The 24981-nt window shown below is 61.4% G+C and carries 24 protein-coding genes; 7 read left to right on the top strand and 17 right to left on the bottom strand.

The genetic code is table 11. The features are described from left to right. The first annotated feature begins 21 nt into the window (after nucleotides 1–21). Nucleotides 22–321, top strand: coding sequence for a helix-turn-helix domain-containing protein (locus tag FHE74_RS02415; RefSeq protein ID WP_139464853.1), 300 nt, complete (start codon nucleotides 22–24; stop codon nucleotides 319–321). Nucleotides 322–553: 232 nt separating this feature from the next. Here FHE74_RS02415 and FHE74_RS02420 read toward each other — a convergent pair whose 3' ends face one another. The 4 genes from FHE74_RS02420 to FHE74_RS02435 are packed head-to-tail and all read right to left on the bottom strand — an operon-like array spanning nucleotide 554 to nucleotide 7163. Further along, entirely contained in the window at nucleotides 554–3688 is a 3135-nt protein-coding gene (locus tag FHE74_RS02420) for a type I restriction endonuclease subunit R (RefSeq protein WP_139464854.1), read from the bottom strand. Beyond that, nucleotides 3689–4492 (bottom strand): abortive infection family protein, encoded by an 804-nt coding sequence (locus tag FHE74_RS02425; protein WP_139464855.1) that lies wholly within the window; start codon nucleotides 4490–4492, stop codon nucleotides 3689–3691. Further along, entirely contained in the window at nucleotides 4489–5559 is a 1071-nt protein-coding gene (locus FHE74_RS02430; RefSeq protein WP_139464857.1) for a restriction endonuclease subunit S, read from the bottom strand. Before FHE74_RS02430 ends, FHE74_RS02425 begins: the two co-directional genes overlap by 4 nt. 35 nt (nucleotides 5560–5594) lie before the next feature. Continuing rightward, on the bottom strand, nucleotides 5595–7163 hold the full coding sequence (locus tag FHE74_RS02435; RefSeq protein WP_139464859.1) for a class I SAM-dependent DNA methyltransferase: 1569 nt from the start codon (nucleotides 7161–7163) through the stop codon (nucleotides 5595–5597). A gap of 134 nt (nucleotides 7164–7297) precedes the next feature. Here FHE74_RS02435 and FHE74_RS02440 point away from each other — a divergent pair, with 134 nt between their 5' ends. Further along, complete coding sequence (locus tag FHE74_RS02440; RefSeq protein WP_139464860.1) at nucleotides 7298–7498, top strand: hypothetical protein; 201 nt, start codon at nucleotides 7298–7300, stop codon at nucleotides 7496–7498. A gap of 305 nt (nucleotides 7499–7803) precedes the next feature. Continuing rightward, nucleotides 7804–8796, top strand: coding sequence for an Abi family protein (locus FHE74_RS02445; RefSeq protein WP_180339658.1), 993 nt, complete (start codon nucleotides 7804–7806; stop codon nucleotides 8794–8796). A gap of 727 nt (nucleotides 8797–9523) precedes the next feature. Here the strand turns inward: FHE74_RS02445 and FHE74_RS02455 are convergent. The 5 genes from FHE74_RS02455 to FHE74_RS02475 form a co-directional block, all read right to left on the bottom strand. Continuing rightward, nucleotides 9524–10117, bottom strand: a complete 594-nt coding sequence (locus tag FHE74_RS02455) for an Rv2732c family membrane protein (RefSeq protein WP_139464862.1) — start codon at nucleotides 10115–10117, stop codon at nucleotides 9524–9526. 4 nt (nucleotides 10118–10121) lie between these two features. After that, nucleotides 10122–11597, bottom strand: a complete 1476-nt coding sequence (miaB, locus tag FHE74_RS02460; protein WP_139464864.1) for a tRNA (N6-isopentenyl adenosine(37)-C2)-methylthiotransferase MiaB — start codon at nucleotides 11595–11597, stop codon at nucleotides 10122–10124. A gap of 58 nt (nucleotides 11598–11655) precedes the next feature. Continuing rightward, on the bottom strand, nucleotides 11656–12237 hold the full coding sequence (gene recX, locus FHE74_RS02465; RefSeq protein WP_425456317.1) for a recombination regulator RecX: 582 nt from the start codon (nucleotides 12235–12237) through the stop codon (nucleotides 11656–11658). Then, nucleotides 12227–13375 (bottom strand): recombinase RecA, encoded by a 1149-nt coding sequence (gene recA, locus FHE74_RS02470; protein ID WP_139464868.1) that lies wholly within the window; start codon nucleotides 13373–13375, stop codon nucleotides 12227–12229. The genes recX and recA overlap by 11 nt, the downstream gene beginning before the upstream one ends. Nucleotides 13376–13532: 157 nt before the next feature. Then, a complete protein-coding gene (locus FHE74_RS02475) occupies nucleotides 13533–13751 on the bottom strand; it encodes a DUF3046 domain-containing protein (RefSeq protein WP_139464869.1) in 219 nt (72 codons plus the stop codon). 57 nt (nucleotides 13752–13808) lie between these two features. Here FHE74_RS02475 and FHE74_RS02480 point away from each other — a divergent pair, with 57 nt between their 5' ends. The 3 genes from FHE74_RS02480 to FHE74_RS02490 are packed head-to-tail and all read left to right on the top strand — an operon-like array spanning nucleotide 13809 to nucleotide 15609. After that, complete coding sequence (locus FHE74_RS02480; RefSeq protein ID WP_139464871.1) at nucleotides 13809–14342, top strand: biotin transporter BioY; 534 nt, start codon at nucleotides 13809–13811, stop codon at nucleotides 14340–14342. Next, complete coding sequence (locus FHE74_RS02485) at nucleotides 14339–15016, top strand: energy-coupling factor ABC transporter ATP-binding protein (protein WP_139464873.1); 678 nt, start codon at nucleotides 14339–14341, stop codon at nucleotides 15014–15016. Before FHE74_RS02480 ends, FHE74_RS02485 begins: the two co-directional genes overlap by 4 nt. Then, the gene (locus FHE74_RS02490) at nucleotides 15007–15609 is read left to right on the top strand and encodes an energy-coupling factor transporter transmembrane component T family protein (RefSeq protein ID WP_139464875.1); all 603 of its coding nucleotides are present in this window, start codon (nucleotides 15007–15009) and stop codon (nucleotides 15607–15609) included. The genes FHE74_RS02485 and FHE74_RS02490 overlap by 10 nt, the downstream gene beginning before the upstream one ends. A 35-nt stretch (nucleotides 15610–15644) precedes the next feature. Here the strand turns inward: FHE74_RS02490 and FHE74_RS02495 are convergent, their stop codons facing one another. Genes FHE74_RS02495 through FHE74_RS02510 form a run of 4 tightly spaced genes read right to left on the bottom strand, consistent with a single transcriptional unit; the run spans nucleotide 15645 to nucleotide 17897 of the window. Further along, nucleotides 15645–16493, bottom strand: coding sequence for a PspA/IM30 family protein (locus FHE74_RS02495; RefSeq protein ID WP_139464877.1), 849 nt, complete (start codon nucleotides 16491–16493; stop codon nucleotides 15645–15647). Nucleotides 16494–16549: 56 nt separating this feature from the next. Next, nucleotides 16550–16876, bottom strand: a complete 327-nt coding sequence (locus FHE74_RS02500; protein WP_139464879.1) for a helix-turn-helix domain-containing protein — start codon at nucleotides 16874–16876, stop codon at nucleotides 16550–16552. Then, complete coding sequence (locus FHE74_RS02505; RefSeq protein ID WP_139464880.1) at nucleotides 16876–17373, bottom strand: CinA family protein; 498 nt, start codon at nucleotides 17371–17373, stop codon at nucleotides 16876–16878. Before FHE74_RS02505 ends, FHE74_RS02500 begins: the two co-directional genes overlap by 1 nt. Beyond that, the gene (locus FHE74_RS02510; protein ID WP_139464881.1) at nucleotides 17358–17897 is read right to left on the bottom strand and encodes a CDP-alcohol phosphatidyltransferase family protein; all 540 of its coding nucleotides are present in this window, start codon (nucleotides 17895–17897) and stop codon (nucleotides 17358–17360) included. The genes FHE74_RS02505 and FHE74_RS02510 overlap by 16 nt, the downstream gene beginning before the upstream one ends. 20 nt (nucleotides 17898–17917) lie before the next feature. Here FHE74_RS02510 and FHE74_RS02515 point away from each other — a divergent pair, with 20 nt between their 5' ends. Next, entirely contained in the window at nucleotides 17918–18205 is a 288-nt protein-coding gene (locus FHE74_RS02515; RefSeq protein WP_139464882.1) for a YciI family protein, read from the top strand. 4 nt (nucleotides 18206–18209) lie between these two features. Here the strand turns inward: FHE74_RS02515 and FHE74_RS02520 are convergent, their stop codons facing one another. From FHE74_RS02520 to FHE74_RS02535, 4 genes are all read right to left on the bottom strand, one after another. Further along, the gene (locus FHE74_RS02520; RefSeq protein ID WP_139464883.1) at nucleotides 18210–19355 is read right to left on the bottom strand and encodes a TerC family protein; all 1146 of its coding nucleotides are present in this window, start codon (nucleotides 19353–19355) and stop codon (nucleotides 18210–18212) included. 175 nt (nucleotides 19356–19530) lie between these two features. Continuing rightward, nucleotides 19531–22278 carry an FtsK/SpoIIIE family DNA translocase gene (locus FHE74_RS02525; protein ID WP_139464885.1) on the bottom strand — a complete coding sequence of 916 codons (2748 nt, stop codon included), beginning with the start codon at nucleotides 22276–22278 and terminating at the stop codon, nucleotides 19531–19533. Between the two features lie 50 nt (nucleotides 22279–22328). Next, nucleotides 22329–22952: a TIGR03085 family metal-binding protein gene (locus tag FHE74_RS02530; RefSeq protein ID WP_139464887.1), complete on the bottom strand. Its 624-nt coding sequence runs from the start codon at nucleotides 22950–22952 to the stop codon at nucleotides 22329–22331. A 10-nt stretch (nucleotides 22953–22962) separates the two neighbouring features. Beyond that, nucleotides 22963–24981 (bottom strand): ribonuclease J, encoded by a 2019-nt coding sequence (locus tag FHE74_RS02535; protein ID WP_139464889.1) that lies wholly within the window; start codon nucleotides 24979–24981, stop codon nucleotides 22963–22965.

A 24981-nucleotide genomic window follows, 5' to 3' on the forward strand; every position in this document is an offset into this window, starting at 1 on the left:
CCTGGCAGTACTCTGTAAGCCATGACCGCACCTGCTTCATCCATCACCGATTCCACCTACTTCTCCCTTGGCATGTCGGTGGAGATCCGCGACGAGGAATGGGTGGTCACCAAGGCCGACAAGGCCGTCAACGGCTGGCGCCTGGAGGTGCGCGGGGTTTACAAGGGTCGGGCGAAGGTGCTTACTGACGCCCAGGTGGACCAGGCTCATCAGTGGGCGGCTGATGGAATGCCAAAAATTGAGGTGGCCCGTCGGCTCGGGATCGGACTGACTACGTTCTACAAATATCTCAGTGGGGACAGTGAGGTGGCTGTGAAGTGAAAATCCAGCTAGTCGCCAGATTTCTCCGTCTCTACGCCCGCTCCTGCCTTGAAGGGGCTTCGGGGAGTCACCAGTCTTCGGGCTCTGACTTCATAAGGGACCGGTTGAACATGTGTTCCTTGGAGTACGCCTGATTGTCTTCCTAGTCGATCACGAGATATCCGATCGGCACGAACACCAACAATGCAGAGAGCGTTATCCCCTAGGCAGCAGACATCCCCGTCGGGGTTGATCATCCAGCTGTTGTTGAGGCAAACACCTCCGCCTGCTCCAAGACGAGTTCAATCGCTTTCTTCTCAGCATCGGGCGGGTAATCATACTTGGCGAGAATGCGACGAACCTTCGAACGCATCGCAGCAAGTACCGACTCCTTCAAGTTCCAGTCAATCGTTGCAGACTGACGCACCGACTTCACCAGCTCACGGGAGATCGCCTTGAGCGTCTCATCACCGAGCTCCAGCACCGCAGCATCGTTTTGCACAACCGCGTCGTAGAACGCGATCTCGTCCTCGCGCAGCCCCAGTTCTTCGTGGCGCTGCTGGGTGTCACGCAACTCCTTGGCGAGCTTTACCAGCTCAGCAATGACCTCAGCGGTCGTCAGGGAACGGTTAGTATACCGGTTGACGGCTTCATCAAGCATCTCGGAGAACTTCCGGCCCTGCACAACATTCGTTCGCTGCACCGTCTTGATCTGATCGTTTAGCAGTCGGTGCAACAGCCCCATCTGAAGATTCGGCTTGTCCTTCTCTGCCAGCGAGTCCAGGAACTCATCGCTGAGAATCGAGATTTCAGGCGACTCCACTCCAGCAAGTTTGTAGACATCGACTACCTGGTCGGCGGCCACGGCCTCGTTGAGCAGCTGACCGAGTGCAGTGTCGATCTCGACGGTTCCAACACCACCACGACCGGAATCAGGGTTCTGAATCTTCAGAATCGCCGCCCGCACATCAGTGAACAATCGAACATCGTTCCTGATTGCCGCTGCTTCGTCCCGAGCACCCGCCAGCGCGAAAGCCTTGGCCAGAGCGAGTACTTGGTTGTTGAACCTCGATGTTCGATCCGGGTCAGCAATCACGAAGTCCAGGACCTTGGCATACTCGTTCAACCGCTGAGATGCCGACAGCTCGGGTGAGGAATCGTAGTCAACGCCGTGCAGCAGGGTTCGCACGATGTCGTGCCTCTCCAGCATCACCTGCACCATCTCATCGATCGGCACACCAGCCTGATCACGGTCCGACGGTGAGTACTCGGCCAGCGCCGTCTGCAGATTGGCGAACACTCCGATGTAGTCCACGATCAGACCACCGGGCTTGTCGCGGAAAGTCCGATTCACGCGGGCGATAGCCTGCATGAGTCCCGCACCCTGCATCGTCTTGTCGACATACATCGTGTGCATCGACGGCGCATCGAAGCCGGTCAACCACATGTCACGGACAATGACCAGCTCCAGAGGGTCACCAGCGTTCTTGGCCCGAAGCTTGAGGTCCTTGCGCACGTCCTTCGAGTGGATGTGAGGTTGGAAGTCCGCAGGATCAGATGCCGAGCCCGTCATGACGACCTTGATTTTGCCTTTGGCAGGATCATCTGAGTGCCAGTCGGGTCGCAGCGCCACGATCTTCTCGTAGAGCCGCACCGCGATTCGGCGACTCATGGTCACGATCATGCCCTTGCCGAACAGCGACTCTCGCCGCTTCTCCCAGTGCTCCACGATGTCGCGAGCTACCAGCTCCAACCTAGACTCCGCGCCGACGATCGCCTCCAGGCGTGACCATCGTGACTTCGCCGCCGTGGCCGTGTCTTCTTCAACGGTCTCGGTGATCTTATCTGCGAGGTCGTCCAGGGCAGCAAGATCGGTCTCTGACAGATCGATCTTGGCCAGGCGAGATTCGTAGAATATCCGAACCGTCGCGCCGTCCTCAACGGCCCTCGTGAGGTCGTAGACGTCCACGTAGTCGCCGAACACTGAACGGGTCGATTTGTCGTTCGACTCGATCGGAGTGCCGGTGAATCCGAGGTAGGTCGCTCCAGGCAGCGCATCGCGCATGTGCTTCGCCAGGCCCGATTTCAGACGGCCGTGTCGGTCGAGGGTCTCGCTGAAGCCATACTGACTCCTGTGCGCTTCGTCAGCGATCACCACCACGTTGCGCCGGTCCGTAAGGACGGGGTTGATGTCACCGTCTTCACCAGGGGCGAACTTCTGCAGCGTGGTGAAAACGATGCCACCCGAGGCGCGTTTGAGCTTCGCTCGCAGGTCGGTGCGGGTCGTCGCCTGTACAGGCGCTTCCGGCAGGATCCGCGCTGGCGCGAAGGTCTCCCCAAAGAGCTGATCGTCGAGATCATTGCGGTCAGTGATGAACACCAGCGTCGGGTTCGCCATGCGCTGATCACGCATGATCTTCGCGGCGTAGAACACCATCTCGAAGCTCTTGCCTGACCCCTGGGTATGCCACACAACGCCACCGCGACGGTCTCCGTCGGGGCGAGAAGCCTGCACAGTTGACTCGACAGCCGCGTTCACCGCCCAGTACTGGTGATACTTGGCCACACGCTTCACGAGTGCCCGGGTCGGCTGTCCTGTCGACTTGTCGGTGACTGTCTCGTCACTGAACACGACGAAGTTCTTCAGCAGGTCCAGGAAACGCTTCGGCTCGAACACACCCTTGATGAGGACCTCAAGTGCTGGCCGATCGCTGACGACCTCACGACCTTCGATGGTCTTCCACGGCGCGTAGTGCTCGAAAGCCCCCGAGTAGCTACTCATCGCAGCCGAAGTGCCGTCTGAGATCACGGTGACTGCGTTGGGGACGAACACTGAGGGAATGTCGCGTCGGTAGGTCTGCACCTGGTTCCATGCCGACTTCAGCGTCGCGTGCTCAGCGGCAGGATTCTTCAGCTCCAGCAACGCGAGCGGGAGCCCGTTGACCATGACGAGTACGTCGGGGCGGCGGTTTTTGCCGTTCTCGACGATCGTGAACTGATTGGCAGCCACCCAGTCGTTGTTTTCCGGCTCCTCGAAGTCCACGAGCCACAAGCGCATCGTCCGTAGTAGACCATCGTCCCCACGATGCTCAACCGGTATTCCTTCCGTGATGAGCTTGTGCAGGCGAGCGTTCTCGTCGATAGGGCTCTGTGACTCGGCACGCTGAAGTGTCTTCACAGCTTCTGCGATCAGCGCGACGTCCACAGCAGGGTTTATCCGCCGAAGTGCGTCACGCACACGCCCCCATAGCACGACGTCCTCATACGAATCCCGCTCAATGCCAGGCTCTCCTGGCGCGATGTCAGGGCCGTGCAACCGTCGGTAACCCAGCTCGGCGAAGTACTCCAGAGCGGCCTGCTCGACGACGTTCTCGTTGAAGGTGCTCATTCAGCGCTCCTCGCTGCGGTAACCGACGTCGGTGTGCCGCGTTTTTGCTAGGTAGACCTCGACAAGGAAGCTAGCGACGGTCTTCGCCGAGTTCACCGCTACACGCGCATGTCGATCTTGTGGCTGCACATGACGCGCATGTCCGTCACTCGCCATATTCCGGATCGTTGCCAGACCGTTGACGATCTGGACCAGGCCGCGTGCGATCTGCTTGAACCCTTCGTCGACTTGGTCGTCTTTGTCATCGATCCGAAGAATCTTTGCGACCGCCTTGTACTGACGCTGAAGATCTCCAGCATAGTTCCCGCTCTGACCCGTCAAACGAAGCTCCAGCTGCTCCAGTACCGCCTCGACCAAGGTGCGCGACACTGTAATCGCCCCTTCTAGGTCAGAGGCCGCGAGACGGCGCTCGGCCTTGTCGGACAGCTCACGGACATACGCCAGCGTAAGGACGTTCGGTGCGACTGGCGCTGCGCTCAGCGGAACGGCGACGCCCTCCAACCGTGAAACGATTACGCGATACTTGTCGATCGAGCCACGTTGATCGTCTCCGTCTTTCTCGCCTCTGTATTCGAGAAGTGCATGGAGAACACGCGCACATTCCGCCGTTGGCGCAGAACGGAGGAAAGCCCGTAAGCGCTTCGCTTTCGAGAGACCTGTCTCTTCAGGCTCAATCTCAACATCGAGATCAGCAAAGAACTCAGCGAAGGTGCGGTTACTGAAGTCGAGGACATAGCCACTCCCCATGTCGAGAACCTGCTCAACGATGCGGAGATCAGCCGTACTCAGGCGCGATGCGCTCATGGTGTCCCCACCGGAACTCGTAGCCGACCAGAGAGCAGTTCGGGCAAGAGTGCATCGCGAAGAGCGGCGAGGCGATGAGACTCGAACGTCAACTGCGTGAGGCTTTCGACAAGTGGGTCTACGCGGGCAGATAGCTCGATTCGCTCAGTGGCGGAAAGGACCGGAACCCGCCACGCTGCGAGATCTTTCCACGACGCACGAGGCATCCGTGTCCCAGTAGATCCTGCTGACAAGGAGTCAATTAACGCGTCGGATGCTGCGACGACTGCTATCAAGGCAATGTCGCGAGGATCGTTCGGACGAACTGCCAAGATGTCAGTCGAACACACGCCATCGATCGGAGCAATACCGACCTTCTTGAAGTACGGGCGAAGCTTGCCGAAGAGGAGATCCCCTCGCTTAAAAGCAGTCTTATTACTCCCGAGCCCCTTAGCTCTATCCCATTCTGACAAGAAAATCGATCCTTTAGGCATGTGTTCAAGACCGATATAATTGGCGGCAGGGTCAATCGCTTCTACTTTCACTGGCGACTTCACTAGCGTGCAATAATCGCTCAGGGTCCCAGCCTCACCCTCGGAGGCACCGAGCGTAGATTCAACGATCGTGCGGATAAGAGACTCCCCCGTGGCCATTACCCGTCGGTTCGACTCGATCTTGTCGTCGAGCGCGCCAAGCGTCGCAGCGATGGCCTGTTGAGTCCTCAACGGAGGGGCCGGTACCTCAATGGCGGACAGGGAGGCCTGGCTCAGTTTGGGCTGTGCAGAGCCAGTAATATAGCCCGAAATGTCGGCTGCTTCGAGGGCGTAACACAAGAACTTCGTGTCATTCGCGTTATTAGCCTGAAGCACATGCGCGTGATTATTTACCCAGAATTGGCCGTCGGCCAAGAAAGAGACAGGGGTCCTACGGCTCCGGAGATTCTCGCCATCCTCAGCTACGAGTAGGTGGAGGCCCTCAAATAGGTACGAGTCGACGAAATCCACGACCCCACTCGCACCGTAGTAAGGGTAGGGGCCCTGCCGCCTGTTTGAAGCTTTGACGGGCACGCGTTTCCGGTCGAGGTTCATTACTAATTCGCCTAACGGGCGGTAAGGAATCTCTATCACGACTTCAACGCCCCTATTCGCTGCCGAACCTCGTCCTCCAGCTCCCGCCCGCGCTCGAACTCCGCGAACAGCTCGCTCGTCAAGCGCTCGATCTTCTCGTCGATCGGCTCCTCGTCCGGCTCGGCTTCCTCAGCGCCGACGTAGCGGCCTGGCGTGAGTACGAAGTCGTACTTCTCGATGTCGTCGATCGTGGCGGACTTCGCGAAACCGGGAACGTCCTTATAGTTGCCGTCATGGTTTCGCCACTCGTGGTAGATGTCCGCGATCTGCGCAATGTCGTCGTCCGAGAGCACGCGCAAGCGTCGAGTCTCCATCGTCCCGAGCTTGCGGGCGTCGATAAACAGCACCTCGCCACTTCGCGCGCGATGGCCATTGCCATCGCGTCCCTTGGAGATGAACCACAGCGACACGGGGATGCCTGTATTAAAGAAGAGCTTGTCCGGCATCGCGACGATGCAGTCCACCAGGCCTGCTTCAACTAGTTTGCGACGGATATCGCCTTCACTGCCGTTCTTCGAGGACAGGGACCCGTTGGCAAGCACGAAACCTGCCGTGCCGTGAGGTGCAAGATGGTGAAGGAAGTGTTGCACCCATGCGAAGTTCGCGTTGCCCTTCGGCGGCGTGCCGTACTTCCAGCGGGGATCGTCACCGAGTTTCGCATCCCACCAGTCCGAGACGTTAAACGGCGGGTTCGCGATCACGTAGTCAGCACGCAGGTCCTGGTGCAGGTCTTCGGTGAACGAGTCCGCTGAGTGGGACCCCATGTCTGCTTCGATGCCACGCAGAGCGAGGTTCATCTTCGCTAGCTTCCATGTCGTGTCGGTGAACTCCTGGCCGTACACGGAGATGTCGGTGCGCTTGCCGCCATGGGCCTTCACGAACTCAGCTGACTGGACGAACATGCCTCCCGAACCTGCTGCCGGGTCGTAGACGCGCCCCTTGTACGGTTCAAGCATCTCTACCAGCGTCCGGACGACGGAGCGCGGTGTATAGAACGCTCCAGCGTCCTTGCCTGCCTCTTTGCCTGCGAACTGGCCGAGGAAGTATTCGTAGACGCGGCCGAGCACGTCATCGGCTCCGTGGTCGTCGGTCTCGGTGAAACCGATCGAACCGATGAGGTCGACTAGCTCGCCAAGGCGTCGCTTGTCTAGGCCATCACGGCCATAGTTCCGTGGGAGCACGCCTCGTAGTGAGGGGTTTTCTTTCTCGATGGCGTCCATGGCGTTGTCGATGATCTCGCCGATCTGTGGATGCTTCGCCGAGTCCTGCACAGATGCCCAACGCGCGTTCTCGGGTACCCAGAAGACGTTGTTTCTGGTGTACTCATCGCGTTCTTCAAGGAAGGCGCCGATCCGTTCGGGCTTAATGCCGTCAGCGGTGAGCTCTTCCTTGAGCTGTTCGCGGCGTTCCTCGAAGCGGTCTGAGACGTACTTCAGGAACACCAAGCCGAGTACGACGTGTTTGTACTCGCTAGGTTCTTGGTTGCCGCGCAGCTTGTCTGCTGCTTCCCACAGGGTCTGTTCGAGCGTCTTGGCAGGTTTGGCTTTGGTGGAGCGTCGTGCCATAGGAGCGGGTTTTACTTTCTACGTGATGTGAAGCGTCCTGGGTTTCGTTCTGTGGTCACCACGCAACGGACGCTGTGTCTTTTTCGTGAGTATAGGGATTCAGCTTCCGCGGGGGTGCGATAGCCCAGAGCCTCATGCAGACGGCAGTCCCTCTCGTTGGCGCGACGCAACTGCTGATTTTCTCTGCACAGTCGGGTGACATCTTCGGCTTCGGTGGTGATCACGCCTGGGGTGTGTCCGTGGTCGATGCGGTGCTGTTTCCACCAGTTGCGCTGGGTGTGGGCCGAGATCCCGTCGAGTGCCGCGCCGACGGCGGTGTAGACCACCCATCCTGATTGTCGCTCAAGGCGGAAGCGTTCTTCGATGAGTTGTAGGGCTCGGACCCTAAACTCGGGGCTGTCCTCTTTGGGCAAGGTCCGATCCTCCTTGAGGAAATAGGACGCAACTCGCCAGGCAATTACCTGTCAGGCACGGATGGCACCGAAACCGGAGACGGTGTGAGGATGACTCTCGCCCATACGCCCCCGAGCACCGACGAATCCGGACGGGTCAGAGGGCACACTGATGCGTTAACGTACCGATGGCTCCGTGCCGCGTGCTCTTGCTTCGGTATCGTCAACCAGGTAACCTTGCAGACAACATGACCGGTTCCGCTGCCCGCTTCGGTGGGAGTCCAGGGCCGGTCTTCGTCTTTTCATCTTCAGCAGGGGTGCGCGTGGAGCAGATGAAGAAGTTCAAGACCTACGGTGAACAGGTCGAATTGCTTAGTCAGCGTGGGATGCGAGTTAATGATCCCGAGCATGCCGAGGCGCTGCTAGCGCGATTGAACTACTACCGCTTGTCCGGATACTGGTACCCGATGCGCCGTTTCTCCAAAGGCGACGGAACCGCCCGAGATGAATTTGTTGACGGTGCATCGTTTGACCTGGTGGTAGCACTTTACGGGTTTGACGAACAATTACGCCACAGCGTATTCATCGAGCTTGATCGCGTAGAGTTGGCCATTCGAACCAAGCTTGGCCACGAGCTGGGTCGCCTTGACCCTCTGATCTATTTGAATCCCCAACGTTTGAGCGCTCGGGCACAGCGTCGAAGCAAAGACGGACGTAGTCTGCACGAGGTGTGGCTAAGGAAGTACCAGTCGGCATTGAAAGCGTCGAAGGAGGACTTCGTCGCCCACCACGAATCCAAGTATGGCGGGACTCTACCCATCTGGGCGGCCGTCGAAATTATGGATTGGGGAATGCTGTCGTACCTGTACGGCATTGCACCCAATATAGTGCGCAATCGGATTGCTCAACCCTGCGGTCTAACCGGTCCTCAGCTCGAATCGTGGCTGAAATCCTTGAATATTCTGCGCAACTACGCAGCTCACCATGCAAGGATGTTCAACCGTGTTTACGACATCAAACCGAAACTGAACGATGACATCAGGCTCGCTCCGATAGCTGAAGGAATAAATCGTGCATTCGGGCAGCTCTCACTTATCCAATACCTGCATCGCCAACTGGACCTGTCTCCCGCCGACCGGCTACCGAAACTGTTCGACACCTACCCGCACAATCCCATCGTGCCGTTTTCTCGCACAGGCGCACCTGACAACTGGAGCGAGTTACCTCTCTGGCGCGTCTAATCCTTGCGGTAGTAGTCGCATTCGTAACCGTCGGCAACTAGCGGCATCCCGTCTGCCTTGGAAGGCGGTCTCGGCATGAGCTAGCAGGCATCGGCGACGGTGAAGTCGGAGTCTTGGGGTACGTCGAAGACGATTTCGCCGTGGACGTGCATGGCAACCTTGCGCCCAGCCTGAGCGACGAGTGTCATGGAGTGGACAAGGAGGTCACGGGCGACTGTTTGGATGATGTTCTCAACGAGTTTCCCGCCGTAGGCTTCCAGTCGCCCCCCACTTGTGCCCGGTCGTGACACCGCTGTTAATGATCGAGGTACCGCCCCACCGGAGTCTCACCAAGCTGGGGCTTCACGTAGGCCAACCGTCTCCAGGAAAGAAGAGTGATGAAATGGATGCCGGACTCGACGGTGAAGCAGAGATTGCGCAGCCGAACGGCCCGTAGGATAGTAATGGCCTCGAGCACGGCCCGTTCGACGTCTGCCTGGGACTGCTGCAGGGATAGGTGACACTCAATGTGTGGTGATCTGCGGGTCACTGCGGAAGGATGTGTGTCATGCCGAAGGCTTTTCCTAAGGAGTTCCGTGCCGGTGTTGTCCGAATCGTCAGTAATCGGGTCGAGTTTCTTCCGGTCGACCGTGGGCAGCGAGCTCGGCAGCGAAAACCCTGGTCGCGGTACGCGAAACCGCTCCCGTGGTCGACCGGAAGGAATTGGCGGTCGACAAAGCCCAGCGAACTACCCCTTCTTCTTCCGCAACCGCTGGCGACGGTCGTCGATAAGCACAGGATTCTCCATGGGGATGCGAGCCTCCATCTGGGCCTGCCCCACCTCGTCAAGTCCGGAGCTGGCGGCGCGCTTTTCTGCGATGGTGCGCTGGGCGTCGCTGCGTCGTAAAGCAACCGTGGAGTAGGCGAACACTGCAAGGGCCACGCCTACAATGCTGATGTACATGCCGATACCGGTGGCCTCGCCCTCCCCTGTCTGGCGCAGCCACAGAGAGAACAGCGCGGCGGCAAGCCCGACGGTGGTCAGCATCCACGCGATCAACGCGAACGCGGTGCGACGGGTGATGAGCGTCAAGGTGGTGAAGACACCGAGGCCCAGAGCAATAAGCACGCCGTAGACGCACTCGACGATGTAGGTGCCGTGCTCGCGGGCTGAGGCACTGAACAGGGTTACGTCCAGGCCCCGCACGCTGCCGGATTGCGGCAGCACCAGGAACAGGACCCAGCACACAACGGCCGCGGCGAGCCAGTAGAACTTTGAACCTAAGTCGATCTGGCGGGCGGCCTGCTTTTCCTCGGCGGCCAGCTGTGCGGGGTTGGACATGTGTTTAAGCCTTTCGCAGGGTGGGCAGTCCCAGACCAACGCCGATCGGCGCGGTAGTCGGGGTGCAGCCGGCTTCGGACATGTCGCCGGCACGGGTGCGACGGTGAGTGTGCACGCCGCTATCGGCGATGAGGTAGTGGGGCTTGGCGTCGGTAACCGTCACGGTGACCACATCGCCCGGGCGGATGTCGCCCTCGGGGGTGAAGTGGACCAGGCGACCGTCGCGGGCGCGACCGGACATGCGCTGGGTGCGATCATTTTTGCGGCCACCGTCTTGAACCAGCAGCTCAACCTCGGTGCCCATCAGCTTTGCGTTCTCCTCCTCGGAGATGCGCTCCTGCAGAGCGACCAGGCGCTCGAAGCGATCCTGGACAACCTCCTTGGGCACCTGCTGCTCCATTTCGGCGGCCGGGGTGCCAGGGCGCGGCGAGTACTGGAACGTGTAGGCGCTGCTGAAGCGGGCCTTTTCCACTACGTCGAGCGTGCCCTGGAAATCCTCCTCGGTCTCTCCCGGGAAGCCGACGATGATGTCGGTAGTGATGGAGGCATGCGGGATCTTGGCGCGCACCTCGTCCAGGATGTTCAGGAACTTCTTGGTGCGGTAGGAACGTCGCATGGACTTGAGCACCGCGTCCGAACCCGACTGCAAAGGCATGTGCAACTGCGGACACACGTTCGGGGTCTCGGCCATGGCGTCGATGACGTCCGAGGTGAACTCCGCCGGGTGCGGGGAGGTAAAGCGCACGCGCTCCAGGCCCTCGATGTCGCCGCAGGCGCGCAGCAGCTCGGAGAAGGCGGAGCGGTTGCGCTCCAGGTCGGGATCAGAGAAGTTCACGCCATAGGAGTTGACGTTCTGGCCCAGGAGGGTCACTTCGCTGACTCCCTGATCCACCAGGGCCTGCACCTCGGCGAGGATGTCACCGGGGCGGCGATCCTGCTCTTTACCGCGCAGCGAAGGCACGATGCAGAACGTGCAGGTGTTATTGCAACCCACAGAGATAGATACCCAGCCGGCATAAGCCGACTCGCGCTTGGCGGGCAGGACGGAGGGGAACTCCTCCAGGGACTCGACGATCTCTACCTGGGCTTCGTCGTTGTGTCGGGCGCGTTCCAGAAGCGCCGGCAGGGCACCCATGTTGTGGGTACCAAAGACGGCGTCGACCCATGGGGCCTTGGACACCACAGTGTCGCGGTCCTTCTGCGCCAGGCAACCGCCCACGGCGATCTGCATGCCAGGGTGGTTTTCCTTGGAGTGCTTCAGGTTGCCGAGCGTGCCGTAAAGACGCTGGTCTGCGTTGTCGCGCACCGCGCAGGTGTTAAAGACGATGAGATCGGCCTCGTCGCCAGCCTCGGCAGCCACGTAGCCGGCGTCCTCGAGCAAGCCCGAGAGTCGCTCGGAATCGTGCACGTTCATTTGGCACCCGAAGGTGCGCACCTCGTAGGTGCGTGGGCCATCTACCTGCTGCGTCGTCTGTGTCACGGAGGGCCAGTGTAATAGTGCTGCTTGCTGGTCCGAAATCCCCGGAAATCCCGTCGGCCTACTCTTCGAGATCAGCGATGCGCTCGTCCAAGACTTTGCGCCCGATGCGCATGGACATCTCGCTGGAGAATCCGCGGCGAGCCAATGCCCCAACCACGCGGCGCAGGGCTTTGTCGTACTCCGCACGGTCCTCGGGTACGTGCTTTTCAGAGCGGGCCTTCTTGCGGGCGACCTGAAAGGCCGTCTCCTCCTCGCTGGCGGAGTCGACCTGCTCCAAGGCAGCCCGGCGGTCGCTCTCCCCCACGCCCTTGTCTTTGAGCTCTCGGTCAAGGGCCCAGGCGGACTTGCCGCGGCGGGCGTGGCGCTGGCGAACCCACTCGGAGGCAAAGTGCGCGTCATCGAGGAGGTGGGCACGCTCGAGGTCGGCCAGAACCTCGTCGATCACCTGGGGGTCAAACTCGGCATCTACGAGGCGGCCGCGCAGTTCGTGGCGCGAGCGCGCTCGCTGATCCAACAGGCCCAGGGCACGCTTGCGCACCGCCGCCTTGGCTTCCTCCGCTTCGGCATCAAAGATCGTGCCGCCCTGGAAGTTCTCCACGGCGGCACGTAACGCCTCGATGCGTTCGTCTTTAGGCGTCATCGTCCTCATCGTCGAAGTCGACGTTCGGGATCATGTCCACCGGGTCGTCGCTGAGCTCGTCGCTCACGCCGGGCACGGCCATATCACCCTCGGCAGCTGTATCCTCGGGCTTGGCACCAATACCCAGTGCGGCGAAGATCTTCTTCTCCAACTCGTCGGCCAGATCCGGGTTGTCCTTGAGGAAGAGGCGGGCCTTCTCCTTGCCCTGGCCCAGCTGGTCACCGTCGTAGGTGAACCAGGAGCCGGACTTCTTCACAATGCCGTTCTCCACCGCCAGGTCGATGATGGAGGACTCACGGGAGATGCCCTCGCCGTACATGATGTCGAACTCGGCGATCTTGAACGGCGGCGAGACCTTGTTCTTGACGATCTTCATCTTCGTGCGGTTACCGATAGCATCCTGGCCGTCCTTGAGGGTCTGGATGCGGCGGACGTCGCAACGCACCGATGCATAGAACTTCAGCGCCTTACCGCCGGTGGTGGTCTCCGGCGAGCCGAACATCACGCCGATCTTCTCGCGCAGCTGGTTAATAAAGATTGCGGTGGTGCCCGAGCTGTAGAGCGCGCCGGTCATCTTGCGCAGAGCCTGGGACATCAGGCGAGCCTGCAGACCCACGTGGCTGTCACCCATCTCACCCTCGATCTCGGCCTTCGGGGTCAGGGCTGCGACCGAGTCGATGACGATGATGTCGATAGCGCCGGAGCGCACCAGCATGTCCGCGATCTCGAGCGCCTGCTCACCGGTGTCGGGCTGGGAGACCAGGAGATTGTCGGTATCCACGCCGAGCTTCTTGGCGTAGTCCGGGTCGAGGGCGTGCTCGGCGTCGATAAAGGCCGCGATTCCGCCACCCTTTTGGGCCTGCGCCACGGCGTGCAGGGCTACCGTGGTCTTACCCGAGGACTCCGGGCCGTAAATCTCCACGATGCGCCCGCGCGGGAAACCGCCGATGCCGAGTGCAACGTCGATAGCCGTGTTACCGGAGGAAATAGCCTGGATCGGCGGACGGTTATCGTCACCCAGGCGCATCACGGCACCCTTGCCAAAGTCCTTCTCAATCATGGACAGCGCTGCATCCAGCGCCTTCGTCCTATCCCCCTGAGCTGAGGCCTGGCTCTTGGTACTCTTCTTACCTGCCATAGCAGTCTTTTATCCTTCTCGTGGTTGGAGTTTGTGGCTAACTATTTAGACCGCGCAAAACACGCGGCGGTTCCATTTGTTTGGGCAGAATAATTCCCGGCCCGGACATCACTTTCGACCATACACGCACAGATGTTCGAAAACCAACGACACGCGCCTAACCACGCGAGGGGCGATCAATTCCCAGCTGACGCTCCTCGGGCACGTCGAAGTCCCGACACAGCTCGCGCCAAACGTCTCGCGGGCTCACCCCGGCGTCGATAAGCTCATTCGCCGTGCCACCCAATGCAGCCACTACGTGGGAATGAGCAATCCATGCCCCGCGCGTCGCTCCGAATTCATCCTCGAGCAGCCTGGTGAACTCCGTTAATCGCATGCGCGCGAGCCTACCCTGTAGGCGTTGTTGAACGGTGTTCAAGCTAGGATGTTTCCCATGACTAATCGTTCTCGGGTCACTGACCTGGCCTACATTGCCGTCTTCGCGGCGCTGATCATCGTCTGCGCGTTCGTGTCCATTCCGGTGGGCGCGGCTGGAGTGCCCGTCGTGCTGCAAAATGCCGTGGTCATCCTCACTGGACTCGTACTGGGCGCGCGTCGTGGATCGCTCGCCGTCGGCCTTTTCCTCCTGCTGGGCCTCGTTGGTCTGCCCGTCCTGGCTGGCGGCCGCACAACCCTGGCGGCTCTGGCTGGCCCGACGGTGGGGTACATCGTCGGCTACCTCGTATCCGCCTTCGTGGCCGGGCTTATCGCCTACCGCGTCAGCATCATCGTAGGCGGCATCGCCGGACTGGCCTGCCAGTACATCTGCGGTTCCCTGGGTCTGATGCTGCGCAGCGAGCTCACGCTCAGCGGTGCTGCCCTGGCGCAGGTTCCGTTCCTCCTCCCCGATGCCATCAAGGTCGGTGCGGCCATCCTCATCGCCATCGGAGTGCACAAGGCCCTGCCGGATCTGCGCCGCAACGCATGATTGTCTTCGACCATGCCCAGGTGGATGTCCCCCACACCATCCTGGGCCCCATCTCTCTGGAGCTTGCCGAAGCCCGCATCGGCATCATCGGTGCCAACGGCTCCGGCAAATCCACCTGCGCGCGCCTGATCAACGGCCTGGTCTCACCCACCTCGGGCACGGTTCGCGTCGGTGATCTCGACGTCGCCTCCCACACCAAGCAGGTCCGCCGACGCGTCGGCTTCGTGTTCTCGGACGCGGATAACCAGATCATCATGCCCACCGTGCGCGATGACGTCGCCTTCTCCCTGCGCCGATTCAAACTCAGCCGCGAGGAAAAGTCCGCGCGCGTCAGCGAAGCGCTTAACCGCTTCGGCTTAGACACTCACGCCGACGACTCCCCGCATACTCTCTCCGGCGGGCAGAAACAGCTGCTGGCCCTGGCCAGCGTTCTGGTCATGCGGCCCGAGATCATCGTGGCCGACGAGCCAACAACGCTTCTCGACGCCCGCAACCGCCTGCGCATCAAGCGCGAATTCAGTCGCTTGGAGCAGCAGCTCATCGTGGTCACCCACGATCTCGACCTGATCAGCGACTTCGACCGCGTCATCTACATCGACAAGGGGCGCGTGGTTGCAGATGGCCTGCCCGATGAGGTCATTTCCACCTACCTGGAGAGCATGACGTGGGAGTAAACGTCCCCCTTGGGGTATATATCCCCGGCACGAGCGTTATCCACCGCACGCCTGTCTTGCTCAAACTCGCCGTGCTCGTTGCCTACGTCATCGTGGTCGCCCTCGGAGCCCCGCTGATCGTAGCGGTCCCGCTGGTAGCCCTTGGATACCTCTGTGCGCGCATACCGGTGCGCATTGCAGCCGGCCAGATCTTGCCCGCACTGCCCATTCTGGTGCCCCTGGCAGCAGTGCAGTGGTGGCAGGCCTCGCTGGCGGTCGCACTCACCACGATCATCGGTCTGCTAGCCACCATTGCTGCTGCAGCCCTCATGACTCTGACCACCACCGTGGCCGAGCTCATGGACGCACTGGAGCGCGGCCTGTCCCCCTTCGCCCGCTTCGGCCTGCCGGTAGAGACCATCAGTCTGGCGATCTCCCTAACCATCCGGCTCATTCCACTCCAGCTGCATAGCGCCCAGGAGATCCTGCAGGCTCGCGCGGCCCGGGGCGCCAGCTGGTCAATCACCGCGTTCGGCGTGCCCTTCATCGTGCGCGCGATTCAGCGGGCCCGGAAACTAGCAGAAGCGCTAGTCGCCCGGGGTGTGGGAGACTAGCGCTTCTGCAGAAAAAGAAGCTTTTTCGCCGTTCTTTAGACGTCGCCGCGCAGCTCACGCATCTTGCGAGCAACCGCGTCGTCGGAGACATTTACGGTCGGCTGGCCGGCGGCGGAGGTGTTCTCCGCCTCGATGGCCTTCTTCTGGCCGGTGCCCAGCTGCTTGTCCTTGTTCATCTCGCTGCGGATCTGCTCCAGGCGGGAGTGGCCGGCCATCTGCACGCCAGCAGACTCGATCTCAGCCATGCGGCCCTGCACAGAGTTCTGCGCCAGCTCTGCCTGGCCCAGAGCGTTGGCGTAGCGACGCTCAATCTTCTCGCGCACCTGATCCAGGTTCGGGGTGGAACCAGAGGTGATCGAGTTCATGGAGTTCAGGGACTCGGAGACCTTCTCCTGCATCTTGGCCTGCTCCAGCTGGCTGAGCAGCTTGGTGCGCTCGTTGACCTTCTGCTGCAGGTTCATGGAGTTGCGCTCCACGGCCTTCTTGGCCTGCTCGGCCTGCTGCAAGGCCTGATCGTGCAGCTGCTTGGTGTCCTCCACAGACTGCTCAGCGGTCACGAGCTGGGCTGCGAAGGCCTCAGCGGCGTTCTCGTACTCCACGGCCTTGGCCTCGTCGCCCTTGGAGCGGGCCTCGTCGGCCAGCGTGAGGGCCTGGCGGGTGTTGGCCTGCAGCTTCTCAATGTCACCCAGGCGACGGTTCAGCTGCATCTCCAGCTGACGCTGGTTACCAATCACGGCCGCTGCCTGCTGGGACAGCTCCTGGTGCTGGCGCTGAGCGTCCTGGATAGCCTGCTCGATCTGCACCTTGGGGTCAGCGTTCTCCTCGATCTTGGAGTCGAACAGAGCCATCAGGTACTTCCAGCCCTTAACAAATGGATTAGCCATGGTGGTGTCTTTCAGACCTTTCTAGGGTTTGTGCTTAATCGTGAATAATCGTAGCGCTATTCCGCGGCGGCTGGCTGAGTATTGGTCAGCTCATCCACCACCGACGGCAGCGTCATCGTGCCAGCGGCCTCCACCAGAACATCCGAGATGCGCACACCTAGGGCGTGGCAGATGGAGGCTAGGAGCTCCGAGGAGACCTCCTTGCGGCCGCGCTCCAGTTCGGAGAGATAACCGGGGGAAACACGGGCGGTCTCGGCAAGCTCACGCAGGGTGACGTTCTTATCAGCACGAAACGCGCGCAGCGTCATACCGAGCGCCTCGCGCAAAAGCATCTCCTGAGCTGCCGGCTGGGGGCGGGTTAAAAGAGCAGTCGTGGTCATCATTACCCCGTATAACGAGTGTCGGTGCCGTTTTGTTCCCGAGCAAGCGTGAGCAGCATATTCAGCGCACTGGCCACCGCCTGGTTGCGTACCTGCTCGCGTGATCCGCTGAAATCATACCGGCGCCAGAACGTTCCTCCCGGGTGCGCGATCGCGATGTAGACCAGGCCGACCTGGTCACCAGTGGGGCCGGCAAATCCGGTCAGCGCCACGGCCACATCACTCGAGCACTCCCGCCGCGCGCCGAGCGCCATAGCCTGGGCCACATCGGGGTCCACCGCTCCGCGAGCTGCCAGCAGCGCAGAATCCACTCCGGCCAATTCTGCTTTCAGTGCGGTCGCATACGTGATCAGTCCCCCGCGCAGGACGTTCGAGGCTCCTGGCACATCAGCAATCGTTGCAGCCAGGCGTCCGGCTGTCAGCGATTCGCACGTCGCTAAGCTCCATTCCCGCGCGCGCAGCGCTGCAACGACATCCGCCGCGCTCATCGTGTACGGCATGAGTCGAGGAGATACTGCACACCGGTGACCACCGTGACAGCCACGGCCGCGAGCATCACACCCAACGCCAGCCACTGGGGAACAATCGGTACCAGGTACAGCGCCACCGCGAGCGCCTGGAGGGTGGTCTTAATCTTGCCGCCCTTCGAGGCCGGCACCACACGCCCTTGACGCAGCAGCACCATGCGCCACAACGTGATGCCAAACTCGCGCACCAGAATGACCACCGTGATCCAGACGGGCATGCCCAGCTCGATATTCAGGCAGATGAGCGCGGCGGTCATCAGCGCCTTATCCGCGATCGGATCGGCGATCTTGCCAAAGGTGGTCACCAGCCCCTTGGCGCGGGCGATGTCGCCGTCGAGTTTGTCCGTGATCATGAGCGCCGCGAAGATGCCAAACGCGGCCCATAAGGAACCCGAAAGTGTGACCCACACAAAGACGGGGATGAACAGAATGCGCAGGCTGGTGAGCACATTCGGCAGATTCAGGTTCGAGCTAGATCCAGAAGTCACAGGCCTCATCCTACCGATAGGATGAGCGCATGACGTACTTCTCCTGTGTATACCGGTATCCCGACGGCGACGAGAACATCGTGCGCCTTCGTCCCGTCCATCGGGAGTTTCTTGCCTCCCTCAAGGAGGACGGAAAACTTATCGCCTCCGGCCCATTGACCGGAGGCGATGCCTTGATTGTGCTTCAGCTACCAGGTGAGGCCACGGTTGCTGATGCAGAGCAGTTAATGGATCAAGATCCGTTCACCCAGGAGGGTGTGCTCCACGGCCGGGAGATCCGACCGTGGAATCCTGTGATCAACGTCTGGGAGAACTAACCCCTTAGTGGACGTGGCCTCCTGTGGGGTCACCGCCCTTTTCAGCCAGGACGTTGCCGTCCCAGTCCAGCTCGTTACCGTCCTCGTCGATCATGTAGCCATCGGCGTCGACGCGGTGCTTGTTGCCCAGATCGTCGTAGTCGTACTTTTGCGCCTTCTGGTTCGTTGCCCCGTTGGATTCGTCGCGCTTGTTCTTAATCACGGACGCGATCACGGTCACGGCCAGGATGCCCAGGATGACCACCAGAGACAGGACGGTAGGCACCTCGGGAACGGTGACGTTCTCGCCGCCGTTGATAAACGGCAGGTTGTTCTCATGCAGGGCATGCAGCAGCAGCTTGACGCCGATGAAGCCCAGGATGAGTGCCAGGCCGTACGGCAGGTACACCAGGCGATCCAGCAGACCGTCGAGCAGGAAGTACAGCTGGCGCAGACCCATCAAGGCGAAGGCGTTGGTGGCAAAGACCAGGAACGGCTCCTGGGTGATGCCGTAGATCGCCGGGATGGAGTCGAAGGCGAACATGATGTCCACCATGCCGATGGCCATGAGTGCCACAAACAGCGGCGTCATGGCACGCTTACCAGCCTGCTTCACCCACAGGTGATCGCGGTAGTAGCGATCGGTCACGGGCACAACTTTGTTGAGCATCTTGACCACCCGCATATCCTTCGGGTCCGTCTCTTCGGCGTCGGTGACTTCGTCCCAGAACAGCTTCACAGCCGTCCAGATGAGGAAGATGGCGAACAGGTAGAACACGTCCGACCAGGCAGCAATGACTGCGGCACCCAGCAGGATGAAGATCAGGCGGAACACCAGCGCCAACACGATGCCGATGAGCAGCACCTTCTGCTGGTAGCGGCGAGGAATCTTAAACGCACCCATGATGAGCGCGAAGACGAAGAGGTTGTCTACGCTTAGTGCCTTCTCGGTGACGTAACCGGTCAGGTACTGCACGCCGTGCTCGTGGTCCCAGACCGTCCACACGATGCCGCCGAAAGCTAGAGCCAGTCCCACGTAGAACAAGGACCACAGCCCGGCTTCTTTCAGCGTGGGCTCGTGCGGGGTGCGCACGTGGGAAACAAAGTCAAAAACAAAAAAGCCCAGAATGACCACGATGGTCAAAATCCAGACCCATAGGGGAACACTCATGTGTTTTACCTCCGGTCGTGTGACATGAACAGTGACCGGAGGTCTCCCCCACCCGTTGTCTCATCGAGCGGGCCGGCGCGACCGGGGAGCGCTACGTACAGCTCCCGTGTTGACGATCCACGCCGCAAAAGGGGTACTCCCCTCCACCACGGCGCCCCACTATATCTGATGTGACCTAAACGGCGCCGTTGGAGGGGTTGTAGGTGGCCTCCACCACCGTGGTGTCATCACCCGGCTGATCGTCCGCGGCCATGTCCTTCGGCGCCTCGGCGGGGTCAGCACCCTTGATCATCCACAGGATGGTCTCCAGCTCCTCGGGCTTGACCAACACGTCGCGGGCCTTGGATCCCTCCGAGGGCCCAACCACACCGCGGGTTTCCATCAGGTCCATGAGGCGACCGGCCTTGGCAAAGCCGATGCGCAGCTTGCGCTGCAGCATGGAGGTGGAACCGAACTGCGAGGTCACCACCAGCTCGACGGCCTCGAGGAGGTCGTCCATGTCCTTGCCGATCTCCTCGTCAATGTCCTTCTTCGCATCGGCGGACTTATCGTCGGTTACGCCTTCGGTGTACGAGGGCTCCGCCTGCGCCTTCGCCGCGTCGACGACTGCCTGGATCTCCTCGTCGGTAACAAAGGCACCCTGCATGCGACGCGGCTTTCCCGCTCCCTGCGGGATGAACAAAGCATCGCCCATACCGATCAGTCGCTCGGCGCCCCCCTGGTCAAGAATGACGCGCGAGTCCGTCAACGAGGAGGTAGCAAAGGCCAGGCGGGACGGCACGTTGGTCTTGATCAGACCGGTGACCACATCCACCGAGGGGCGCTGGGTGGCCAGCACCAGGTGAATGCCTGCGGCACGCGCCTTCTGCGTGATGCGCACGATGGAATCCTCGATCTCCTTCGGCGCAGTCATCATGAGGTCGGCCAGCTCGTCCACCACACACACGATCAGCGGGTACGGCCGCATCTCGCGCTCGGAACCGGGAGGTGTGGTGATCTCGCCGGAGCGAACCTTGCGGTTGAAGTCCTTGATGTGGCGCACGCGCGCGGACTTCATGTCCATGTAGCGCTGCTCCATCTCCTCGACCAGCCACTGCAGCGCGGCCGAGGCCTTCTTCGGCTGCGTGATGATCGGAGTAATCAGGTGCGGGATGCCCTCATACGGGGTCAGCTCGACCATCTTCGGGTCAACGAGGATGAGGCGAACTTCCTCCGGGGTAGCGCGCGTGAGCAGCGAGATCAGCATCGAGTTCACAAACGCCGACTTACCGGAACCGGTCGAACCGGCGACCAACAGGTGCGGCATCTTCTGGATCGAGTGCGAGACGAACTCGCCCTCAATGTTCTTGCCCAGACCCACCAGAGTCGGGTCGTGGTCTCCCACCACGCTCGGTGCCTCCAGCACATCGGCCAGGCGCACCATCTCGCGGTCCGCATTGGGCACCTCGATGCCCACGGCGGACTTGCCCGGAATCGGAGTCAGCAGGCGGACATTGTCCGTCGCCACGGCGTAGGCCAGGTTGGGCTGCAGGTTGGTGATCTTAGAAACCTTCACACCCGGGCCCAGCTCGACCTCGTAGCGCGTCACCGTAGGTCCACGCGAGAACCCGGTCACGGTGGCATCCACCTTGAATTCCTCGAAGACGTCCGTAATTGCCTCGATCGTGCGATCGTTAGAGTCCGTGCGCGTCTTCGGCGGCTCACCTGCGATCAGCAGCTCCGTGCTCGGCAGCTCGTAATCCGAGCTCGTCTCCGGAATGCGCGGCTGCGGCGCCGGAACGTTGGCTTCCTCTTCGCTCTTGGGCGTGGAGGCCGGCACGGCCGAGGGATCAATTCCCGACCGCGCAATGATTGCCTGACGCATCGCCTCGCGCGAGGTAGCCACCGCGTCCTGCTCGGCCGGTTCCTCGGCCTCAGCTTCGGGCTCGGGAGCCGGTGCTGGCTGAGGCTTAGGAGACAGCTTCTTGGTCTGCTGAGGCTCGGCCGCGACCGCCGGAAACTCGTCCGTCTGTGGGGACAGCCCCGTGGTCTCGTCGATCTCCGGGTCTTCCTTCTCGACGTCGAAAAGCGAAGGAGTATCCGGCGGGTAGTTACGCAGGCGGCTGCTGCGGGTGGATGTCGACGGCAGCGACGGGCGTGGGCGGGGACGTCGGGGACGCTTCTCGACGACCGGAGCGGCCTCCTGCTCGTCCTCCTCCTCATCCCAGTCGTCCTCGCCAGGCTCGGAGCGCAGCGTTTCCTTGAGGTAGTCGATTCCCTCGCGCACGGTAATACCCGTGACCTGGAGCGCTCCGTAGACGATGACCAAGATCAGCAGCGGAATTGCCACATAGGCCGAAAAACCTGCGGCCAACAGCCCGCCGGTCCAAGCACCCACAGCACCACCGGCGTTCATCCGCTGCTCCCACTCCGGTGGGTTACCCGCGAAGAGATGGATCAGACCCAGCATGCTCACCACGATCAGCGCGGTGCCCAGCGCGACCCGGCTGTTGGCATTCGGGCGCACCTGCAGCATAAGGGCAACAGCAATTGCCACGAGCGCGACAGGCAGCACGAGGGCTCCGGCACCGATGACCATGTGCGCGGCAAAAGAAATCGCCCGGCCAATCGGCCCGGCGATGTGCAGCCACACCGACGCTCCCAGCACAGCGGCCAGACCTAAAAGGATCAGCGCGGTGCCGTCGTTGCGGCCGTTATTGCGCGGGCCCTCGTCCTCGGGTTCGCGCTGTGGTTGCGGCTGGTGGTCAACCAGCTCAGATTCCTCCGAGCTGCTTGAACCGCGTAGCGAAGACAGCATCGACCCAAAGGCACTCACCGCGGGCATGCTGCTGGTGCGCTCGCTGGCAGTTTCAGCGGCGCGACGGGAGGCAGGCGTGCGGGGGCGGCGCGATCGAGAACGCGGTGCCGTGTTCTTCACAGACATGGCAGCCACTCTAACCGCTCAACCCCCTTTGATCACATCTGCCACACCGGTTACACGCCGCGTTTTAGGGCGCTGGGGTCGCCCTGGACCTCAACTTCGGCGGCATCGCGGCCGTACATCCACAGCACCAGCTCACCAGGCTCGCCGGTCACGCGAATAACGTCGTCACCCAGCTCGGCCACGCCCGGCTTGCCATTGATGATGATCGGCTTAGCACCGCGCGGAGTCAAGACCACAGGCTTGTCACTGCCACGCAACAGCACCTTAGAGAAGCGCTTCAACACGTTGATGAGCTGATCGTTGACCACCTGGCTAAACTCGCGGGGCTTGATCTCCCCTCCCCCACGGCGCACATCCTCGTGGTGGATGAAGTTCTCGGCAGCGTTCACCTTGGAGTCGGCGTACTTCATCGGGTTCCATTTGGGCGCCCCGGCTGCCCAGGCGTCGATAAGCGCGTCGTAGTCGCGGGCACGCGCCTCATCCATCGCCGCCTCGAGCTTGTTCTCCAGCGGGCTGACAAACATTCCCGCCGCGGCCGGCAGGTTGTGCTCACGCACAAAGAGATGCGCCGCCAGATCTCGCGTGGTCCATCCCTCGCACAGCGTCGGGGCATCAGGCCCCTTGGCGTGCAAGAGCTGGGCGAGCTGGCGGCGTTCAGAAGCGGCAAAAGACATGCCGCTTAGCTTAGAGCGACTCTCGGGAAGTTTCCACGTCCTCGTCGTCGGCGAGCAGTCCACCCGTATTCATCGGAACGACGGTCGGCAGGATCACCGGCTCGCGCTTCCACTTCTGCTCGATGGCGCGGGCGACGCGACGGCGCAGCTGCTGAACCATGCGGTAGGTGTCATTCTCCCCCTGGGCGGCCAGGTCGGCCATGGTGGACTCGACCATCTCCTTGACCTCGGGGATGACACCGCGGTCATCGTCTGCGAAGCCGGTGGTGGACACACGCGGAGCCTCGATGAGGCGACCGGTGTTGTCATCGATCACACAGGTAATCGAGACCGCGCCGCCGGCACCCAGGTTGGTGCGATCCGCCAGCACGTCAGCATCCACGTCACCCATGGTCACGCCATCGACGTAGAGGTGGCCCACGGACATCTGGCCGGTGACCTGCGCTTTGCCGTTAACCAGGTCAACGACCACGCCGTTCTGCGCCAGCACGACGTTCTCGCGCGGCACACCGGTGGAGATGGCCAGCTCCTTGTTTGCGCGGATGTGGCGCCATTCGCCGTGGACCGGCATCGCGTTCTTCGGGCGGGCCGCGTTGTACAGGAAGAGCAGCTCGCCGGCGTAGCCGTGGCCGGAGGCGTGAATGTTGGCTTCCTTGTTGGTGATTACCTCGGCGCCGATCTGCGCCAGGTTGTTGATCACAGCGAAGACGGCTTCCTCGTTGCCCGGGATGAGCGAGGAGGACAGGATGATCATGTCGCCATCGCGCACGGTGATTTGGCGGTGCTCGCGACGCGACATGCGCGACAGTGCCGCCATCGGCTCACCCTGAGTACCCGTGGTGATGAGCATGACCTTGTGGGGAGCCATCTTGGAGGCGTCGTCCACCGAGATGATGGTGCCCCGCGGAGCCTTGAGGTAACCCATCTTCTCCGCGATCTCCATGTTGCGGATCATCGAGCGACCGTTAAAGGCAACCTTGCGGCCTGAAGCCACGGCGGCGTTAACGGCCATCTGCACGCGCGAGACGTTCGAAGCGAACGAGGCCAGGATGACGCGCTGGCGAGCACCCTGCACGATGCGGATGAGGTTGTTCTCGATTCCAGCCTCCGAGCTGGAGATACCCGGGATGGTGGCGTTGGTGGAGTCAACCAGGAAGAGGTCGATGCCCTCATCGCCCAGGCGAGACAGCGCCGGCAGGTCGGTCGGCTTGCCGTCATACGGGGTCTGATCGAGCTTGATGTCGCCGGTCATGACCACGTGGTTGTTGCCCGCCTTGATGGACACACCCAGAGCATCCGGGATGGAGTGGCCAACCGTCCAGAAGCGCAGGCGGAACGGGCCGACGTTGATGTCGGAGTCCTTGGTCACCTCATGCATCTTCGGACGCTGGCGGTGCTCCTTGGTCTTTGCCGCGATCAACGCCAGGGTGAACTTGGCGGAGTAGATCGGGATGTCGTGGCGCAGCTTCAAAATCCACGGGATCGCACCAATGTGGTCCTCGTGACCGTGGGTGATGACGATGCCGTCGATCTTGTCCAGCTTGTTCTCGATCGGGCCGAAGTCGGGCAGAATCAGATCCACACCCGGCTCGCCGGACGACGGGAACAGGACTCCCACGTCCACGATAAGCAGGCGACCGTTGTACTCGAAGACGGTCATGTTGCGACCGATCTCGGAGATACCGCCCAGGTTGTACAGGCGCACGCCACCCTTCGGCGGCTTCGGCGGCTCGGGCAGGCGCTTAGTCAGGTCATTGCCCTGCATCGTCTTGCGACGTCCGCCGCCGTTGTTGCTGTTGTTGTTTCCGCCACGACCGCGACCACGGCCACCACGGCGTCCGCGGTTGCGGCCGTTGTTGCCGTTCTTGTTCTCGGACTTGTTCTCGTTCTTCTGCTCGCGGTTGGAGCGATTGCCGGCATCCGAGTTGTTCTCGCTCAGCTGCTCGGCGGTCTGGAACGTCGGCGCCTCCGCCTCAGGCGGGCCCGCCTTGCGGGTCACCTTGCGGGGGCGCTTGTTCGGTTCAGTCAT

This window comes from Corynebacterium tapiri (assembly GCF_006334925.1).
Classification (GTDB): domain Bacteria; phylum Actinomycetota; class Actinomycetes; order Mycobacteriales; family Mycobacteriaceae; genus Corynebacterium; species Corynebacterium tapiri.

Bases quoted from the DNA above. Each gene is read 5' to 3' on its own strand.
- FHE74_RS02440 (WP_139464860.1), top strand. From the start codon at position 7,298: ATGCAGACGGCAGTCCCTCTCGTTGGCGCGACGCAACTGCTGATTTTC.
- FHE74_RS02510 (WP_139464881.1), bottom strand. From the start codon at position 17,897: ATGAGGCCTGTGACTTCTGGATCTAGCTCGAACCTGAATCTGCCGAAT.
- FHE74_RS02485 (WP_139464873.1), top strand. From the start codon at position 14,339: ATGATTGTCTTCGACCATGCCCAGGTGGATGTCCCCCACACCATCCTG.
- FHE74_RS02500 (WP_139464879.1), bottom strand. From the start codon at position 16,876: ATGATGACCACGACTGCTCTTTTAACCCGCCCCCAGCCGGCAGCTCAG.
- FHE74_RS02480 (WP_139464871.1), top strand. From the start codon at position 13,809: ATGACTAATCGTTCTCGGGTCACTGACCTGGCCTACATTGCCGTCTTC.
- FHE74_RS02495 (WP_139464877.1), bottom strand. From the start codon at position 16,493: ATGGCTAATCCATTTGTTAAGGGCTGGAAGTACCTGATGGCTCTGTTC.
- FHE74_RS02530 (WP_139464887.1), bottom strand. From the start codon at position 22,952: ATGTCTTTTGCCGCTTCTGAACGCCGCCAGCTCGCCCAGCTCTTGCAC.
- FHE74_RS02455 (WP_139464862.1), bottom strand. From the start codon at position 10,117: ATGTCCAACCCCGCACAGCTGGCCGCCGAGGAAAAGCAGGCCGCCCGC.
- FHE74_RS02525 (WP_139464885.1), bottom strand. From the start codon at position 22,278: ATGTCTGTGAAGAACACGGCACCGCGTTCTCGATCGCGCCGCCCCCGC.
- recA (WP_139464868.1), bottom strand. From the start codon at position 13,375: ATGGCAGGTAAGAAGAGTACCAAGAGCCAGGCCTCAGCTCAGGGGGAT.
- FHE74_RS02520 (WP_139464883.1), bottom strand. From the start codon at position 19,355: ATGAGTGTTCCCCTATGGGTCTGGATTTTGACCATCGTGGTCATTCTG.
- FHE74_RS02515 (WP_139464882.1), top strand. From the start codon at position 17,918: ATGACGTACTTCTCCTGTGTATACCGGTATCCCGACGGCGACGAGAAC.
- FHE74_RS02475 (WP_139464869.1), bottom strand. From the start codon at position 13,751: ATGCGATTAACGGAGTTCACCAGGCTGCTCGAGGATGAATTCGGAGCG.
- FHE74_RS02425 (WP_139464855.1), bottom strand. From the start codon at position 4,492: ATGAGCGCATCGCGCCTGAGTACGGCTGATCTCCGCATCGTTGAGCAG.
- FHE74_RS02415 (WP_139464853.1), top strand. From the start codon at position 22: ATGACCGCACCTGCTTCATCCATCACCGATTCCACCTACTTCTCCCTT.
- FHE74_RS02420 (WP_139464854.1), bottom strand. From the start codon at position 3,688: ATGAGCACCTTCAACGAGAACGTCGTCGAGCAGGCCGCTCTGGAGTAC.
- FHE74_RS02535 (WP_139464889.1), bottom strand. From the start codon at position 24,981: ATGACTGAACCGAACAAGCGCCCCCGCAAGGTGACCCGCAAGGCGGGC.
- FHE74_RS02435 (WP_139464859.1), bottom strand. From the start codon at position 7,163: ATGGCACGACGCTCCACCAAAGCCAAACCTGCCAAGACGCTCGAACAG.
- FHE74_RS02445 (WP_180339658.1), top strand. From the start codon at position 7,804: ATGACCGGTTCCGCTGCCCGCTTCGGTGGGAGTCCAGGGCCGGTCTTC.
- FHE74_RS02430 (WP_139464857.1), bottom strand. From the start codon at position 5,559: ATGAACCTCGACCGGAAACGCGTGCCCGTCAAAGCTTCAAACAGGCGG.
- recX (WP_425456317.1), bottom strand. From the start codon at position 12,237: ATGACGCCTAAAGACGAACGCATCGAGGCGTTACGTGCCGCCGTGGAG.
- FHE74_RS02505 (WP_139464880.1), bottom strand. From the start codon at position 17,373: ATGCCGTACACGATGAGCGCGGCGGATGTCGTTGCAGCGCTGCGCGCG.